At 60.9% G+C, this 17307-nt stretch carries 15 protein-coding genes; 8 read left to right on the top strand and 7 right to left on the bottom strand.

Annotated elements, in window-relative coordinates; genetic code table 11:
• Positions 1-74 precede the first annotated feature (74 nt).
• Positions 75-962, bottom strand: coding sequence for a LysR family transcriptional regulator (locus tag HKK53_RS19035; RefSeq protein WP_169372101.1), 888 nt, complete (start codon positions 960-962; stop codon positions 75-77).
• 137 nt (positions 963-1099) lie between these two features.
• Here HKK53_RS19035 and lysM point away from each other — a divergent pair, with 137 nt between their 5' ends.
• On the top strand, positions 1100-1549 hold the full coding sequence (gene lysM / locus HKK53_RS19030; RefSeq protein ID WP_054047738.1) for a peptidoglycan-binding protein LysM: 450 nt from the start codon (positions 1100-1102) through the stop codon (positions 1547-1549).
• Positions 1550-1611: 62 nt separating this feature from the next.
• Here lysM and yrfG read toward each other — a convergent pair whose 3' ends face one another.
• On the bottom strand, positions 1612-2274 hold the full coding sequence (gene yrfG / locus HKK53_RS19025) for a GMP/IMP nucleotidase (RefSeq protein WP_169372100.1): 663 nt from the start codon (positions 2272-2274) through the stop codon (positions 1612-1614).
• A 90-nt stretch (positions 2275-2364) separates the two neighbouring features.
• On the opposite strand from yrfG, the gene nudE reads away from it, so the two are divergent.
• Positions 2365-2931, top strand: coding sequence for an ADP compounds hydrolase NudE (nudE, locus tag HKK53_RS19020; protein ID WP_133837780.1), 567 nt, complete (start codon positions 2365-2367; stop codon positions 2929-2931).
• Positions 2928-3761 (top strand): 3'(2'),5'-bisphosphate nucleotidase CysQ, encoded by an 834-nt coding sequence (gene cysQ, locus HKK53_RS19015; RefSeq protein ID WP_169372099.1) that lies wholly within the window; start codon positions 2928-2930, stop codon positions 3759-3761. The genes nudE and cysQ overlap by 4 nt, the downstream gene beginning before the upstream one ends.
• Before the next feature lie 110 nt (positions 3762-3871).
• On the opposite strand, the gene HKK53_RS19010 is transcribed toward cysQ, so the two are convergent.
• The 4 genes from HKK53_RS19010 to rfbC all read right to left on the bottom strand — a co-directional run bounded on the left by HKK53_RS19010 (position 3872) and on the right by rfbC (position 8218).
• The gene (locus tag HKK53_RS19010; protein ID WP_169372098.1) at positions 3872-4327 is read right to left on the bottom strand and encodes a YiiD C-terminal domain-containing protein; all 456 of its coding nucleotides are present in this window, start codon (positions 4325-4327) and stop codon (positions 3872-3874) included.
• Between the two features lie 40 nt (positions 4328-4367).
• Positions 4368-5762, bottom strand: a complete 1395-nt coding sequence (locus HKK53_RS19005) for a sigma-54-dependent transcriptional regulator (RefSeq protein ID WP_169372097.1) — start codon at positions 5760-5762, stop codon at positions 4368-4370.
• The gene (locus HKK53_RS19000) at positions 5759-7567 is read right to left on the bottom strand and encodes a sensor histidine kinase (protein ID WP_169372096.1); all 1809 of its coding nucleotides are present in this window, start codon (positions 7565-7567) and stop codon (positions 5759-5761) included. The genes HKK53_RS19005 and HKK53_RS19000 overlap by 4 nt, the downstream gene beginning before the upstream one ends.
• Before the next feature lie 105 nt (positions 7568-7672).
• Positions 7673-8218 (bottom strand): dTDP-4-dehydrorhamnose 3,5-epimerase, encoded by a 546-nt coding sequence (gene rfbC, locus HKK53_RS18995; RefSeq protein ID WP_169372095.1) that lies wholly within the window; start codon positions 8216-8218, stop codon positions 7673-7675.
• Between the two features lie 164 nt (positions 8219-8382).
• Here rfbC and HKK53_RS18990 point away from each other — a divergent pair, with 164 nt between their 5' ends.
• From HKK53_RS18990 to HKK53_RS18975, 4 genes are all read left to right on the top strand, one after another.
• Positions 8383-11295 (top strand): aminotransferase, encoded by a 2913-nt coding sequence (locus tag HKK53_RS18990; RefSeq protein WP_169372094.1) that lies wholly within the window; start codon positions 8383-8385, stop codon positions 11293-11295.
• A 164-nt stretch (positions 11296-11459) separates the two neighbouring features.
• Positions 11460-12338, top strand: coding sequence for an N-carbamoylputrescine amidase (gene aguB / locus HKK53_RS18985; RefSeq protein WP_169372093.1), 879 nt, complete (start codon positions 11460-11462; stop codon positions 12336-12338).
• Between the two features lie 5 nt (positions 12339-12343).
• Positions 12344-13450 carry an agmatine deiminase gene (gene aguA, locus HKK53_RS18980; RefSeq protein ID WP_169372092.1) on the top strand — a complete coding sequence of 369 codons (1107 nt, stop codon included), beginning with the start codon at positions 12344-12346 and terminating at the stop codon, positions 13448-13450.
• Positions 13451-13694: 244 nt separating this feature from the next.
• Positions 13695-13907, top strand: coding sequence for a hypothetical protein (locus tag HKK53_RS18975; protein ID WP_123598111.1), 213 nt, complete (start codon positions 13695-13697; stop codon positions 13905-13907).
• A gap of 184 nt (positions 13908-14091) precedes the next feature.
• Here HKK53_RS18975 and HKK53_RS18970 read toward each other — a convergent pair whose 3' ends face one another.
• Complete coding sequence (locus tag HKK53_RS18970) at positions 14092-16185, bottom strand: TonB-dependent receptor (protein WP_169372091.1); 2094 nt, start codon at positions 16183-16185, stop codon at positions 14092-14094.
• Positions 16186-16446: 261 nt separating this feature from the next.
• On the opposite strand from HKK53_RS18970, the gene HKK53_RS18965 reads away from it, so the two are divergent.
• On the top strand, positions 16447-17118 hold the full coding sequence (locus HKK53_RS18965; RefSeq protein ID WP_169372090.1) for a DsbA family protein: 672 nt from the start codon (positions 16447-16449) through the stop codon (positions 17116-17118).
• The last annotated feature ends 189 nt before the right edge of the window (positions 17119-17307 follow it).

The raw sequence follows: 17307 nt of genomic DNA, 5'->3' as shown, positions 1-17307 counted from the left end.
ATCAGTTGTAAGACTAGGCGCGTCAACATGTCGCGTCTAATCACTAGTACTGATGTACCGATAGATGACGTCGATCAAGAACCCGTCAGCGATTTCTGATAGATCGCAAAACACGCTTCCGCCAGGGCCGATCGCGGGGCGCTGCGACGCATGATCAGTCCCAGCCGGCCAAGGGTCTGGGCGTTTTCGATGGGTTGCAGGCGCAAATGGTCGGTGAGATTTTCCAGGCCGCCGTCCAAGGGCATCACCGCACAACAGAAGCCGCCGTGCACCGCTTGTAACAACTGGTGGACTGCGTCGGTTTGCAGCAACGGCTGTGGCGTCAGCCCACGGCTGTGGAAGTTGTGGTCGATGGACTGGCGAAAGTGCATGCCGCTGGTGAGCATGCCCAAGGGCAGTTCAATCAGCGATTCCCAACTCAGCGGCGCCTCGCCAAAGGTGTAGAAACGCTGGTCGTAGAGCAGGCCCATACGGGTTTCGCTGAACGCCAGGGAATCGAAACGCTCGCCGTCGAGACGCTCCAGGTAGGACACGCCGAGGTCCAGCCGATTGTTCGCCAGTTGTTCGAGGATCTGCTCGGAACTCAGCGCCGAGAGTTCGAAGCGCAGGTTCGGGTGTTCGGCGTGCAGGCGTTGCATCAACGGCAGCGGATCGAAGCTCGACAGCGGCACCACGCCCAGGCGCAACGTACCGACAAGATTGCCGCGACACGCCGCCGCTTCGGCCTGCAAACCGTCATAAGCGGCCAACACCGTGCGTGCCCAGGCCAGCACCCGTTCGCCCGGCGCGGTGAAACCTTCGAAGCGTTGGCCGCGATTGACCAGCGGCAGTTCGAGTTCTTCTTCGAGGCTGCGCAGGCGCATGGACAGGGTCGGTTGGGTGATATGACAGCGCGCGGCGGCTTGGCCGAAGTGTCGGGTTTCGTCGAGGGCGATGAGGAATTTGAGCTGCTTGATGTCCATCTTCGCTCCAGGGCGTGGGCAGGGTTTGCGATTCTAGCGCTTGCGAGGGGGTGGGGTCATTGGTCGGCTGGGAACCAGTGTGTGCGGGCTTGGTCTAGTCTTTTGCGTCTGGACCCTTATCCCATGGAGAGAACACGATGAGCCTTTTCAGCTTTTTAAAAGATGCCGGTGAAAAAATCCTGGATGCGCTGACGCCTGACAAGGCCGAAGCCAACAGCGAGGCGTTGACCAAGCACGTCAAGGATGCACTGACGGGCATCGACACTTCCAAAATCCAGGTGAAAGTCGAAGGCGAGAAAATCATCGCCACCGGCGAAGCCGCCAGTCAGGAAGAGAAAGAAAAAATCCTCCTGGCCCTTGGTAACGTGGCCGGTATCAGCGGTGTGGATGACCAGATCACGGTGACCGGACCGGTGGCCACCCCGGCGAAGTTCGTCACGGTCGAGAAGGGCGACACGCTCAGCGCGATTTCCAAGCGTGTGTATGGCGATGCCAACAAGTACAACAAGATCTTCGAGGCGAACAAGCCGATGCTCAAGGATCCGAACAAGATCTATCCGGGTCAGTCGTTGCGGATTCCTGAGTAACCCCCACTCGATCGTTCCCACGCGGGGCGTGGGAACGATCAGGTGCAGGCAATTCGATCTATCTACAACCCTTCAATCAACTCCCGATAATCGACCACCGCCGCAAACTCCGCCGTGTCCTTCGGCCCTTTGCGACTGTCCGGCTCGCTCACGGCCAACAGATGCGCCACACCAAAATGGCGCGCACTGCGCAGGATCGGCAACGTATCGTCGATAAACAGGCTGCGCGCCGGATCGAAACCGATGTCCGCCTGCAAGGCATCCCAGAACTGCGGGTTTTCCTTGGCAAAACCGTAATCGTGGGAGCTGATCAAACGCTCGAAATACGGCGCCAGTTCAATCCGTTCCAGCTTGAGTGACAGCGAATCGCGATGGGCATTGGTGATCATCACCACACGCTTGCCGGCCTGCTTGATCGCCGCCAGAAAGGTGTCGGCATCCGGACGCAGGGCAATCAGGTGCGCGGTTTCCAGTTTCAGTTCGCGTACCGGGATTTTCAGCTCGGCGCTCCAGAAGTCCAGGCAGTACCACTGCAACTGCCCGGCGTTGCGCTCGAACAGCGGCTGCAATTCCATTTCCGCCATGGCCCGGCTCACTCCGTGCAACTCGGCATAACGCTGGGGCAGGTGTTCCATCCAGAAATGGTTGTCGTAGTGCAGGTCCAGCAGCGTGCCGTCCATGTCCAGCAGAACGGTGTCGATGTCGCGCCAGGGCAGCGGGGACATAAAAAACTTCTCCAGCGGTAAAAAAGATATCCGAGGTCAACAATCAGGATAGGCCGGGTATAGTAACCCGCTTACGCCAAGGAGCCTTTTATGCGCCAGAAACCCACCGTCCTCGCCCGCGAGATTGTCGCCACCAGCCGTTTGTTCTGCGTCGAAGAGCTGAAGCTGCGCTTTTCCAATGGCGTGGAGCGCACGTACGAGCGCCTGGTCGGCAAGGGCGCCGGGTATGGCGCGGTGATGATCGTGGCGATGCTCGATGCGGACCACGCGGTGCTGGTCGAAGAATATTGCGGCGGCACCGATGAATACGAACTGTCCTTGCCCAAAGGCTTGATCGAGCCGGGCGAAGACGTGCTGGCCGCGGCCGAGCGCGAGCTCAAGGAAGAGGCCGGATATGGCGCGCGTCAGTTGGAGCATCTGACTGAGTTGTCGTTGTCGCCCGGTTATATGAGCCAGAAGATCCAGGTGGTCTTGGCCACCGATCTGTACGAAGAACGCCTGGAGGGCGACGAGCCTGAGCCGATGGGCGTGGACAAGGTCAACCTGCGCGAGTTGTCGGGCCTGGCCCAGAATCCAAAATTTACCGAGGGCCGTGCCTTGGCGGCGTTGTATCTGGCCCGTGACCTGCTGACCCAGCGTGGGGTGTTTTTGCCATGAAGTTGAATTTCCCCCATCCGTTGATGGCGCCAGTGGTTGAGCTGGCGTTGAAGGCCGGCGAAGTCATCCTGCCGTTCTGGCGCACCGACACTGCCGTGACCGCGAAGTCTGATGATTCGCCGGTCACCGCCGCCGACCTCGCCGCCCATCATCTGATTTTGGCCGGGCTGACGGCACTGGACCCGAGCATCCCGGTGCTGTCCGAAGAAGACGCCGACATCCCCCAAAGCGTGCGCGCCGGGTGGCAGCGTTGGTGGCTGGTGGACCCGCTGGACGGGACCAAGGAGTTCATCTCCGGCAGCGAAGAATTCACCGTCAACATCGCGTTGATCGAACAGGGCCACGTGGTGTTTGGCGTGGTGTCGATGCCGACCAACGGGCGTTTCTACGTCGGCGGCGCCGGGCTGGGTGCGTGGCGGGGCGATCAGGGCGAAACGCCGTTGCCGATCCAGGTGCGCGACGTACCGGCGGCGGGCGAGGCGTTTACCGTAGTGGCCAGTCGTCGGCACTCCAGCCCGGAGCAGGAGCGGTTGCTGGCGGGGCTGAGCGAAAGCCTGGGTGAGTTGCAGTTGGCGAATTTCGGCAGCTCGCTGAAATTCTGCATGTTGGCGGAAGGGGCGGCGGATTGTTATCCGCGACTGGCGCCGACTTCGCAGTGGGACACGGCGGCGGCGCAAGGTGTGCTGGAAGGGGCGGGCGGTGAGGTGCTGGATTTGAGCGGCGCGCCGTTTTGTTATCCGGCGCGGGAATCGTTGTTGAATGAGTTTTTCCTGGCACTGCCGGCGAAGGCTGCGTGGCGTGAGAAATTGTTGGCGTTGGCTCGTAACTAAGATCGTTCCCACGCTCCGCGTGGGAATGCCTCAAGGGACGCTCCGCGTTCCAATGGGACGCGGAGCGTTCCGGGCTGCATTCCCACGCAGAGCGTGGGAACGATCAGTTGTCAGCGGTGCAGGACGTACTGCCCGGTAAACGTCACCGCATCTTCCTCACTCCCCACATTCACAATCCGCGAATGCAGCGTCAACCGCGCCCGGCCATAACGTGTGTACATCGCCAGAAACTTCTTCCAGGTCACCGCCCCCGGTGCCTGGCATATCGCTATGGCATCGCTGGTCACCGGCAGTGGGTAATTGATCTGCCCTTCCTGAATCACGATGTGCCCGTCTTCAATCCCTTCTTCACGCAAGCGCAAATGCAGCCAGCCCCAGCCCGCCAGTACCGCGCCGCAATACAGGCTGCCGCCAAACATGGTGCTTTTGTGATTGACGTTGGCCTCCAGCGGCAAATGCAGGCGCAGTTGCTGGTCGTGCCAGTCGAGCACCCTGAGGCCCATGTCCCGCGTGAGGGGAATGTCGTGGTGGAGAATCGATTCCAGGTGACGACTGTCGCGGCTCATGCACGGGTCTCTTGTTTGAAGATGATGATTGGACGGTAGCTCAATCGAGGTCATCGGTGTGGCTGTGGGCGCCGCCGTCGGCGAAGTTCAGCCCGTGCTTGCGCAGTTTGTCGTGCAGGGTCTTGCGCGGAATGCCCAGGGCTTCGGCGAGGCTGCGTACCGAGCTGTGAGAGCGCGCCAGTTCGGCGGCAATCAGGGTTTTCTCGAAGTTTTCCACCTGCTCGCTGAGCCCGCCGCTGACCACGTCGACCGTGGTGCTGACGCCGCCGTCCGGGGCGCTGTTGTCCAGCGCCAGCTCCAGGCCGAGGGCAAAGCGTTCAGCGGCGTTTTGCAGTTCGCGCACGTTGCCCGGCCAGGTGTGGCGCAGCAGCAAGGCCCGTTGCCCCGGTTGCAGTTCGTGGGGTGGCAAACCGTGGCGGGTGCTGGCTTCGTCGGCGAAATGCTGGAACAGCATCAACGCATCTTCGCCGCGTTCTCGCAGCGGCGGAATGCGCAACGGCGCGACGTTCAGCCGGTAATACAAGTCGGCGCGGAAACGGCCCTGATCGGCGGCCTGGCGCAGGTCTTCCTTGGTGGCGGCGATGACGCGGATATCCAGCGGAATCAGCTGATTGCCGCCCAACCGTTCGACCACCCGTTCCTGCAACATGCGCAGCAACTTCACCTGCACGTCCAGGCTCATGCTTTCGATTTCATCGAGGAACAGCGTGCCGCCATTGGCGAATTCGAACTTGCCGATGCGGCGTTTTTGCGCGCCGGTAAACGCGCCGGGCTCGTGACCGAACAGCTCGCTTTCCACCACCGATTCGGCCAGTGCCCCGGCGTTGATCGCCACGAACGGACCGTTACGGCGACTCGACAGATCATGCAGCGCCCGGGCCACCACTTCTTTGCCGGCACCGGTTTCGCCGAGGATCAGCACGTCAGCCTTGGTCGCCGCCAAGGCCCCGATTTGCTCGCGCAAACGCAGCATCGGCGCTGAGTGCCCGACCAGTCGAGCGCTTAGCTCATTGCGATCGCTCAGGGCCAGACGCAGGCTGCGGTTGTCCAGCACCAACCGGCGCAAGGCCAGGGCGCGGCGCACGCTGTCGAGCAGGGCGTCGCTGGCGAAGGGTTTTTCCAGAAAGTCATAAGCCCCGGCGCGCATCGCCTGTACCGCCAGCGGCACATCACCGTGGCCGGTGATCAGCAGCACCGGCAACTCCGGGTCCTGGGCGTGCAGTTCGCTCAGCAGTTCGAGGCCGTCCATGCCGGGCATGCGGATGTCACTGACCACCACGCCCGGCCAGTCGCGCTCCAGTTGCCCGGCCAGGCCCTTGGCTTCGGCCAGCGGCAGGATTTTCAGGCCGGCCAGGTCCAGGGTCTGGCTCAGGGCCTGGCGCAAGTGCGGATCATCGTCGATCAACACGACCTGGATGCGGTTATCGATGGTCATGCACTTCGGTCCTCGGACGGTTGCAGGCTCACGCCGGGCGCGCCTGCGCGTAGCTTCAGGGTAATCAGGGCGCCGCCTTCCTTGTGGTTGGAGAACGACAGTTCACCCCCGAAGGCGCGCATCAACGTGTCACAAATCGCCAGCCCTAACCCGAGTCCTTGAGTGCGGGTCTTGGTGGTGTAGAACGGCTCGCTGGCGCGACCCAGGGCTTCCATGCAAAACCCGGGGCCGTTGTCGCGAATGTACAGGTTGACGCCATCGGCGGTGGATTGGGCACTCAACCAGAGCTTACGCGGCGGACCTTTTTCGGTCAGGGCGTCGAGGGCGTTGGCCAGCAGGTTGCCGAGCACCTGACGCAAACGGGTTTCCCCGGCCTCGACCCACAACGTGGCAGCGGGCAAGTCGCGGATCAACTCGACTTCCATGCTGCGGCGACGTTTGGCCAGCAATGCCAGGGCATCGTCCAGCGCCGGTTGCAGGGCAACGCTTTCCGGGGCGTGGCGATCACGCCGGGCGAAGGCGCGCAGGTGGGCGATGATCGAGGCCATGCGCCCGGTCAATTCGCTGATCAGCTTGAGGTTGCCGCGGGCATCGTCGGTGCGTTGATGATCAAGTAACACTTCGGCGTTTTCCGCGTAGCTGCGGATAGCCGCCAGCGGCTGGTTGAGCTCATGGCTGATGCTCGCCGACATCGTCCCCAGTGCCGACAACTTGCCGGCCTGGACCAGATCGTCCTGGGCGCGCACCAGTTCCTGCTGAGCGTGTTCGCGCTCCAGCACTTCCTGTTTCAACCGGCGGTTGAGGCCTTCGAGGTCGCTGGTACGCTCGGCCACCCGGCCTTCCAGCTCGCGGCGGGCCTTGGCTTCGAAGGCGATCCGCTCCAGATAATGGCGACGTCGCTGCATCATCAAACCGAGCAGCAACATCAATACAAGCAATGTCGCGCCACCGATGGCCACGACCGTGCGCACCGGGCGGTCGATCAGGGTGCGTGGCGCCAGGATGCTGACGTTCCAGCCGGTTTCCGCGATCGACTGGGTCTGGGTCAGCCAGGCGTTGGGGTTGAGCCTCAACGGCTTGGGATCGCGGGTCGGGTAGGGTTGGATCGCGCTGATGGCTTTGTTCTCGTTGTCACTCAAGACGCGGGTGGAGCGAAAGCGCCACTCGGGCCGCGAAGTGAGAATGACCACGCCGTTGTGATCGGTCAGCAGCAGTTGTTCCGGGGTTTTGCCCCACAGGCTTTCGGTGTGATCGAGATCGACCTTGACCACCAGCACGCCGATGACTTTCTCGCCTTCGCGCACGGCGGCGGCGAAGAAGTAACCGCGCTTGGCCGAGGTGGTGCCCAGCCCGAAAAAGCGTCCGAGACGCCCGGCCATGGCTTCGCTGAAGTACGGCCGGAAGGAAAAATTGCGCCCGACGAAACTGTCATGTTTGTCCCAGTTGGACGCCGCCAGGGTCTTGCCACTGGTGTCCATCAGGTACATGACTTCGGCGCCGGTCTGGGCGCTGATGTTTTTCAGCAGGCGGTTGGCGTTGCCCTGGGTGACGCCATCGTCAGGCGCACCGAGCACGGCGCGCAGGGCGGGCAGGTCGCCGAGGATCTGCGGCAACACTTCATAACGGTGCAGGGTGCCCAGCAGGTTGGCGACGTAGAGGTCGAGGGTCTGACGATTCTGCCCGGCCAGTTCGCTGCGGTAATACCGCTCGGCCAGATGCTGCAGCGGCCACAGCAACGGCGCCAGGCACAGCGCGAGCAGGGCCAGGCTGCGCCAGCGGGGTCTGCGAGGAAGGGTCGGAGTCATGAGCATCGAGCGCCTGGGGGTACAGGCGCATTATGCCTAGGGTTGCGGGCGCAGTCTGCGCGCTCGCGGCCGGCGCGTTGTCGAAGTGAAGATTCAGACAGCGATTCAGGAAAAGACGTCAGCGTCCTTGAAGAACGCAGCCGCTGCATCCTTGCCCGACAGTTTTGGCGCCTCATCCAGCTGCCAGTCGATGCCCAGGTCCGGATCGTCCCAGCGAATGCTGCGCTCGGCCGACGGCGTGTAGTAATTAGTGGTCTTGTAGAGGAACTCGGCGAATTCGCTCAGCACCACGAAGCCGTGGGCGAAACCTTCGGGGACCCACAATTGACGATGGTTGTCGGCGGACAGTCGAACGGCGACCCATTTACCGAAGTGCGGCGAGCTGCGGCGAATGTCTACCGCCACGTCGAGCACTTCACCGGCGGTGACGCGAACCAACTTGCCCTGGGTATTTTCCAGCTGGTAGTGCAGGCCGCGTAGCACGCCTTTTTGCGAGCGGGAATGGTTGTCCTGAACGAACTGCGTGTTCAGACCGGTCGCTTCTTCGAAAGCCTTGGCGTTGAAGCTTTCATAGAAGAAGCCGCGCTCGTCACCAAATACCTTTGGCTCGATGATCAGGACACCGGGCAGGTCGGTGGTGACTATGTTCATGGGTTTTCTCCAGCGATAGGCAATGATGGGGGACATTCTTGCGCAAAGTGCCGACGGGTGCGAGTGCGGCGATGTCTTTTGACCTGTGCTGATTCGGGAGGGGGGTTGCGTATCGCCCCGAGCGGTGGCGATATAAGCGCCTAATAAAATTCCAGGGGTTTTGTATGCCGCTCGCCACGTTGATCCACCGCGCCAGTTTGCCCAGCCCGCAAGTGTCTGCGGAGCAAGCGTCAGAGCTGCTGCAGGCACATTACGGGTTGAGCGGGACCTTGCAGGCTCTGGGCAGCCAGCAGGACCTGAACTACCGCGTCAACAGCGACCAGGGGCGTTTCGTCCTGAAAATCTGCCGGGGCGATTACTCGGCGCTGGAGTTGCAAGCCCAGCACGCAGGGCTCAAGCATTTGGCCGAGCGTGGCGGTGTGCAGGTGCCACGGGTGATTCCTGCCAACAGTGGTGAAGATCTGCTTTCGCTGGAAGTCGGCGGCCAGGCGGTGCATGTGCGCCTGCTTGATTACATCGAAGGCCAGTCGCTGACGCACCTCGGTCATTTGCCCGGACCCGTGGTCGCCGGTTTCGGCCGGCTCTGCGGCGAAATGGACCTGGCGCTGGCCGGTTTCAACCACGCCGGACTTGAGCGCACGCTGCAATGGGACGCCCGACATGCCAACGCGTTAATCGCGCATTTGTTGCCGATCATCAAGGATGACCAACAGCGCGGGCTGATCGCGGATGTGGCCGAACTGGCTGAGCGTCATTTGTTGCCACTGGTGGATAAGCTGCCGGTGCAGGCCATTCACATGGACATCACCGACGACAATGTGGTGTGGCAGCGGGATTCGCAACGCCAATGGCAATTGCAGGGTGTGATTGATTTCGGCGACCTGATCCGCACCTGGCGCATCACGGATTTGTCGGTGACCTGCGCGGCGCTGCTGCATCACGCCGATGGTGATCCGTTCTGCATCTTGCCGGCGGTGCAGGCTTATCACGCGGTCAACCCGTTGCAGCATGAGGAGCTGCAAGCGCTGTGGCCGTTGATCGTCGCCCGGGCGGCGGTGTTGGTGCTCAGCGGCGAGCAGCAGGTCAGCATCGATCCGGGCAATGCGTACAGTCGCGACAATCTGACCCACGAATGGGAAATTTTCCGCGTGGCGACGTCGGTGCCATTGGCGTTGATGGAGGCGGCGATCCTGACGGCTGTCGGCCAGACCCTGCCAAGTATCGGCAGTGAAGGTTTTGCGCCACTGCTGCCGAGCCTGGTCGGCCGTGAATTTGCCTTGATCGATTTGGGCGTGCTCAGCCCGCACTTCGAGGCCGGCAACTGGGAGCAGGAAGGGATCGATCAGCGTCTGCTGACGGAAGCCGCAGCGGCCCATGGTCTGGCGGCCAGTCGTTACGGCCAATATCGGTTGTCTCGCACCCGCGCGGACACTGCTGCTGAACCCGATACTTGCCCATTGCACGTCGAGTTGCGCGTGCCCCACGGCACGGCGGTTGAATCGCCATTTGCCGGGGTGGTGCACCAACCGGCGGCGGGCGTGTTGCAACTCGACGGCCCGCAACTGAGCGTACGCTTATGGGGCGTGACGCCAACGCTGCACACCGGCGCGGCGCTGGTCAAAGGCCAGGTGCTGGGTTCGGTCAGCGGGCCGCTGAGGGTGCAGTTGTGTCGAGGCGCTTCGTTCGATGCGCCACTGTTTTGCACGCCGTCTCGCGCATTGGCCTGGAAGGCGTTGTGCCCGTCTCCGGCGGTGTTGCTCGGGCTGGCGTGTGACGCTGAAGACGAACTCGATTCGCAAACGTTGCTGGCGCGTCGCGACGCCAGTTTCGCCCGCACCCAGAAACACTATTACGTCGACCCGCCCCGCATCGAACGCGGCTGGCGCAATCACCTGATCGACATGCAGGGCCGCTCCTACCTCGACATGCTCAACAACGTCGCGGTGCTCGGCCACGGTCATCCGCGCATGGCTGCGGTCGCCAGCCGTCAGTGGTCGCTGCTCAATACCAATTCGCGATTCAACTACGCGGCGGTTGCCGAGTTTTCCGAGCGTTTGCTGAAACTGTCGCCGGACTCCATGGACCGCGTGTTCCTGGTCAACAGTGGCAGCGAGGCCAACGACCTGGCGATTCGTCTGGCGTGGGCTTATAGCGGCGGGCGCGACATGCTTAGCGTGCTTGAGGCGTATCACGGCTGGACGGTGGGCGCGGACGCGGTGTCGACGTCGATTGCCGACAACCCCAAGGCCTTGAGCAGCCGTCCCGACTGGGTGCATCCGGTGATTGCACCGAACACCTATCGTGGCGAATTCCGTGGCCCGGATAGCACGCCGGACTACGTGCGCAGCGTCGAGCACAACCTGGCGAAAATCGCTGAACAGAAACGCCAGCTCGCCGGGTTCATCTGTGAACCGGTGTACGGCAATGCCGGCGGCATCTCGCTGCCGCCAGGGTATTTGCAGCAGGTGTATGCGTTGGTCCGCGCTCAGGGCGGCGTGTGTATCGCCGATGAAGTGCAGGTCGGTTATGGCCGCATGGGCCATTTCTTCTGGGGTTTCGAAGAGCAGGGCGTGGTGCCGGACATCATCACCATGGCCAAGGGCATGGGTAACGGCCAGCCGTTGGGCGCGGTGATCACCCGCCGGGAAATCGCCGAAGCGCTGGAAGCCGAGGGTTACTTCTTCTCGTCGGCCGGCGGCAGTCCGGTCAGTTGTCAGATCGGCATGGCGGTGCTGGATGTGATGGAGGAGGAAAAGCTCTGGGAAAACGCTCAGGTCGTGGGGGGGTATTTCAAGGAACGTCTGGAAGCGTTGATCGATAGTCATCCGTTGGTGGGCGCGGTGCATGGTTCCGGTTTCTATCTGGGCGTCGAGCTGATCCGCAACCGCGACACCCTGGAGCCGGCGACCGAAGAAACCACGGCGCTATGTGACCGCTTGCGCGAGCTGGGGATTTTCATGCAGCCGACGGGGGATTTTCTGAACGTGCTCAAGATTAAGCCGCCGATGGTGACTTCGCGGCGGAGCGTGGATTTCTTTGTCGACATGCTTTCGAAGGTGTTGGGTGAAGGGTTGTAGGGCTTGCCCGCGATGGCGTCTCTGAAATCGACGCAAAATATCGATTGTTATCGGCTTTTTCTGGGTTTTTTTAGACGGAAGGCATGTGATCAGCTTTTAAAGCCGATATTTATCGGCTATAAAGTCGTCATTGCCTACCTATAAAAAGACCCAGGAGATGATTCATGAGCCGTATCGTTACCGTCGCCGCTACCCAGATGGCTTGTTCCTGGGACCTTGAAGCCAACATCGAGACCGCTGAGAAGCTGGTCCGTGAGGCCGCGGCCAAAGGTGCGCAGATCATCCTGATCCAGGAATTGTTCGAGGCCCCGTACTTCTGCCAGAAGCCGAACCCGGATTACCTGCAATTGGCCACGACCGTTGAAGACAACGTCGCGATCAAGCACTTCCAGAAAGTCGCCAGGGAACTGCAAGTGGTGCTGCCGATCAGCTTTTACGAACTGGCCGGCCGCGCGCGTTTCAATAGCATTGCGATCATCGATGCCGACGGCTCCAACCTCGGGACTTATCGGAAAAGCCACATCCCGGACGGCCCTGGCTACCACGAAAAGTATTACTTCAACCCGGGCGATACCGGTTTCAAAGTCTGGAACACCCGTTACGCGAAGATTGGCGTCGGCATTTGCTGGGATCAGTGGTTCCCGGAGTGCGCCCGCAGCATGGCGTTGCTCGGCGCGGAAATCCTGTTCTACCCGACTGCCATCGGCAGCGAGCCGCACGACAAGACTATTTCTTCCCGTGACCACTGGCAGCGCGTGCAACAAGGCCACGCCGGCGCCAACCTGATGCCGCTGATCGCCAGCAACCGCATCGGCAACGAAGAGCAGGACGGCTACGACATTACTTTCTACGGCTCGTCGTTTATCGCCAACCAGTTCGGCGAGAAGGTGCAGGAACTCGATAAGACCGAAGAAGGCGTACTGGTGCAAAGCTTCGACCTCGACGAACTGGAGCACATCCGCAGCGCGTGGGGCTCGTTCCGTGATCGGCGTCCGAACCTATACAATGCGCTCAAAACCCTCGACGGTTCCCTGGAGTCCTGAGCCTGATGACCACTTTAAACAGCACCCCGCGCGCCGACGGCTTCTACATGCCCGCCGAGTGGGCGCCACAAACCCAGACCTGGATGATCTGGCCCGAGCGTCCGGATAACTGGCGTCTGGGCGGCAAACCGGCGCAAGCCGCGCACGTCGCGGTGGCCAAGGCCATCGCCCGTTTTGAACCGGTGACCGTCGCGGTGTCCGCTGGCCAATACGAAAACGCCCGCGCCCGCCTCGATGTGCCGAATATTCGCGTGGTCGAGATGTCCAGCGACGACGCCTGGGTCCGCGACACCGGCCCGACCTTCGTGATCAATCACAGCGGCGAAGTCCGTGGCGTGAACTGGGACTTCAACTCTTGGGGTGGTTTCGACGGTGGTCTGTATTCGCCGTGGAATCGTGATTCGCAAGTCGGCGGCAAGATCCTCGAGATCGAGCGCAGCCAGCGTTACCGCACCGAGGGCTTCGTGCTTGAAGGCGGGTCGATTCACGTCGATGGCGAAGGCACGCTGATCACCACCGAAGAATGCCTGCTCAACCGCAATCGCAATCCGCACCTCAACCGTGCCGACATCGAAGCGGTGCTCAGCGCCAATCTGGCGGTGGATAAAATCATCTGGCTGCCGGACGGTTTGTTCAACGACGAAACCGACGGCCATGTGGATAACTTCTGCTGCTACGTGCGTCCGGGCGAAGTACTGCTGGCCTGGACCGATGACCCGCAGGACCCGAACTACCCGCGTTGCCAGGCGGCAATGAAAGTGCTGGAAAGCAGCACCGACGCCAAGGGTCGCCCGTTCACGGTGCACAAGATGCCGATTCCGGGGCCGCTGTATGCGACCGAAGAAGAATGCGCCGGTGTCGATCCGGTGGACGGGACTCAGGAGCGCAATCCTACGGTTCGCCTGGCGGGTTCCTACGTGAACTTCCTGATCGTCAACGGCGGCATCATCGCGCCGAGCTTCGACGATCCGCTGGATGGCCCGGCCAAAGAGATTTTGCAGAGCCTGTTCCCGCAGCACGAAGTGGTGATGGTGCCCGGCCGCGAACTGTTACTGGGCGGCGGTAACATCCACTGCCTTACCCAACAACAGCCCGCACCGCACAACGAATGAGTGCAGTTGTAACAGCCTGAGTTGATTGCATAATCAGTCTCACAAACGTTTTCCCGTTTCGCCTTACAGAAAGCCCGCAGCCCGTCAGGACCGCGGGCTTTTTTGTATCCGCTTATCGACAGCTCCGAAACATTGGCACAGCTCTTGTATCTGTCATGGGGCAAAACAGGGAGGGGAGAACGGCGACGTTCTGTCATAAACCTTGGATAAGTTAGCCGCTCACAAACCGGGAGAGAGCGCTGAAATGAACGCCGAAGTGAACGTAGTGAGCGAGCGGACATTGCATCCCCTGGCAGTCAATAGCGAATCGCTACAGATCCTTGCGCACTGGTTGAAATCCAATGGAACGCGTCAGATCAGGGAACCTGATCCGCGCCGGATGATGATCGAGCGCTACCCCGCTGGTTTATTCAGCGAAGCGGAGCTGGAAGCGTTGTGGGATGTGATGGAAGGATAAGAAGAACAACAACGGATTGATAAAAGCGCTGCCGGGAAGGCGGCGCTTTTTTTATGGGCGAAGATCGTTCCCACGCTCTGCGTGGGAATGCAGCCCGGGACGCTCTGCGTCCCAAATGGACGTGGAGCGTCCGTTGAGGCATTCCCACGCGGAGCGTGGGAACGATCACGTTAGAGCAAGGTGTTTAGAAGCTGTAGGTTCCGGTCACAACCAGGCTGCGCGGCTCACCCGGCTGAATCTGATACTGGCTGGTGGACGACGCGTAGTAGTTCTTGTCGCTGATGTTATTCAACGCCGCGCGCAAATCCCAATCTTTCTGCCGGAACCCGGCCAGGGCATCCCAGCGGCCATACCCCGGCAGGACCGTGGTGTTGAGGTTGTCGGCGTAACGCTCGCCGACCAGGGTCAGACCGGTTTCGGCGTACCAGCCCATTTCCGGCTTCCAGGTCAGGAACAGGCTGCCGTTGTGCTTGGCCACGTTTGTGACGCGTTTGCCTTCAAAACCATTGTTGTCTTTCACGACGGTAGCGTCCTGCACGCCCACGCCACCGCGCACGTACCAGTTGCCACCAAGTTTGCCGGTACCGGTCAACTCGATACCACGGGAGCGTTGCTCGCCGGTGAGCAGGGTGATGGTCGGGTTGAGCGGATCGCTGGTGCGGCGGTTGTAGAGTTCCAGTTCGTAGATCGCCAGGGTGGTGCTCAGGCGATCGTCGAGCCAGTCGCTCTTCACCCCGATTTCCTTCTGCTTGGTCAGTTCCGGGCTCAGGTCGTTGCTGTTGCCGGTCGCTCCCGGGGTAATGCCGATCAAACCACCGCCCACCGGCGAGAACGTCTTGGTCCAAGAGGCGTAGAAGGAATGATTCGGCAGCGGCGTCCAGACGATTCCTACACGAGGGCTGGTGCTGTGGCTGTCACGATCCTCGGAAATGTCCTTCAGCTTGTTGGTCGACTCGATGTCGAAGGTGTCGTAGCGCAAGCCGGCCAGCAGTTGCCACTGATCGTTCAGGCGCAGTTGATCCTGCACGTACACCGCACGGCTTTCGACTTCGGTGTGGCTGTCGCTGAATGTCTGCATGCGACCGGTGTGGCGTAGATCGCGGTTCGGGTTGTACAGGTCCAGCGCCGGAACCGGCGAACTGCCCGGCCCGGAAGTCGCGGCGTTGTACAGCTTCGGATCGCGACGCTGGCTGCCGATCTCGATACCGGTCAGCACGCGATGTTCAAGGCCGAAGGTGTCGAAGCCACCCTCCAGTTCAACGTTGTTGAAGACGTTGCGGGTGGTCAGGTCCTGTTGCCAGTGCTGGCGCAGGACTTTGTTGGTCTTCGGGTCGTAACCCGTCGAGTAGGTGTTATCGAAATCGCTGTCGAGCTTGAACACACCGAGGGTGTGGCGCAGTTGCCAGTTGTCGCTGAGTTCATAGCTGAGTTTCGAGCGTAGGGATTGTGACTTGTCGTCGATGAAATCGTGATCGTTGCCGTAGGTCGTATCCCGCCCTACATCCGCCGGGCGTCCGTTTACCCCAGGGATGCCGCGATCCGGCGTACGGTTGTAACGGCTGTATTCGTACTGCACCAGCCAGTTCAGGTCCGGCGTCAGTTGCCAGTTCATGGACGGCGCGAACAGTTGGCGATTGCCACTCACGCCATCGCGGAAACTGTTCTGATCCATGTTGCCCATGTTCAGGCGCAGGCTGATGTTCTCGGTTGGATCAGTGCTCAAGTCTGCATACAGGCTGCGCAAATCGTCGCTGCCGCCCTGGGCCTCAATAGTCGAGCGGCGGCCGAACTCCGGTAGCTTGCTCACTCGGTTGACGATCCCGCCCTGGCTGCCCCGGCCATACAACACGGCGGCCGGGCCTTTGAGCACTTCGATGCGTTCGATGTTGTGCAGGTCGCGCACGTATTGACTGTCGTCACGGATGCCGTCGAGGTAGAAGTCGTTGCTGGCGTCGAAACCACGGATGCGCAGGCTGTCGAAACGCGTGTCGGCGCCGCTGCTGACGTTGGGGATGCCGCTTAGCGCAGTGCCAAGGTCGTAAGTGCCGTAGTCCGCGATGTTGGTGGTTTTTATCGAATCGATCGCCTGAGGCACATAGCGCACCGGCGTTGCTGTGCGGGTGGCAGTGCTGGTTTCTTTTACCCGTGGGTCATCCGCTTCGGCTTCGGCACTGATGGACGTTTCAGGCAGCGTTGTAGGAGCAGCGTAGGAAAAACCGGCAGACAGCAGAGCAGAGAAGCCAAGGCTGTAGGAAGTAAGGCGAAAAGGGGCAGGCATTGAGGAACGCATCCGTAGGATTTTTAGGCAATAGCGTGTAGGGCGCGAATGGTAATGCTTGCTATTTACTTTCGTGAGCTATTCCTAATACGTATCCCGGAATGATTGTTTCTATTTGTGTCGATGCTGATACGAAAGCTCGGCGAAGTGATTCGACCGATTCATGAAACAGTCTGAAAACCAATCCAGCGTTTTTCCGAAACGATCTGCGGACTAGTCTGCCGGCATTGCGTTTTCCTACCTTTGTGCCGGAGCTTTCCCATGAACCTTCACTACATTTACGACCCGTTGTGCGGCTGGTGCTACGGCGCCGAACCTTTGGTGCAAGCGGCCCAGATCGTCCTGCCGGTGATCGCCCACGGCGGCGGCATGATGACCGGTGCCAATCGCCAGACCGTTTCGCCACAACTGCGCAACTACGTGATGCCCCACGACCGGCGCATTGCCGAATTCACCGGCCAGCCGTTTGGTGAAGCGTATTTCGAAGGTTTGTTGCGCGACGAAACGGCGGTTTTTGATTCCGCTCCGCCGATTGCCGCCGTGCTCGCCGCCGAGCAGATCGCCGGGCGCGGACTGGAATTGCTGGGGCGTTTGCAGAGCGCTCATTATCTGGAAGGACGGCGCATCGCTGATGAAGCGGTCCTGTTTGAGCTCGCGACAGGCCTGGGCCTCGAACCGCACGCCTTCGAGAGTGCTTTCCACGCAGCCGATACTGAGCGCCATATCAAAGAGAGCCGGGCACTGCTGGCCGACGTCGGCGGTCAGGGTTTCCCGACTTTCGTTTTGGAATTGAACGGCCAATTCACCTTGATCGACATCGGCCCGTGGATCGGCAAACCGGAAGCCTTCGCGGCGTGGCTGCGTCAATCGCTTCCCGCACCCGCCTCGGCGCCCGAGTTTCAAGCCTGTGGCCTTGGCGGCTGTATCCACTGAAATCTTCCGAAATCATGCAACTGAAGCTCGCCGCCAAGGGGTTTCTTAGACGATTTTTGCCTATTCTCAGACGATTCATGAAATTGACACAGGCTTAAGGGCGCGGATAGGATCCACGCCAACGCCTGTGGCTAACCGCCATGACTCACAAAACAATAAAAAGGCCCGCCGCGATTTTTCGTGGGCGGG

The organism is Pseudomonas sp. ADAK7 (assembly GCF_012935675.1).
In the GTDB taxonomy this organism is placed as follows: domain Bacteria; phylum Pseudomonadota; class Gammaproteobacteria; order Pseudomonadales; family Pseudomonadaceae; genus Aquipseudomonas.
This window is presented reverse-complemented; position numbering and strand designations above follow the sequence as displayed.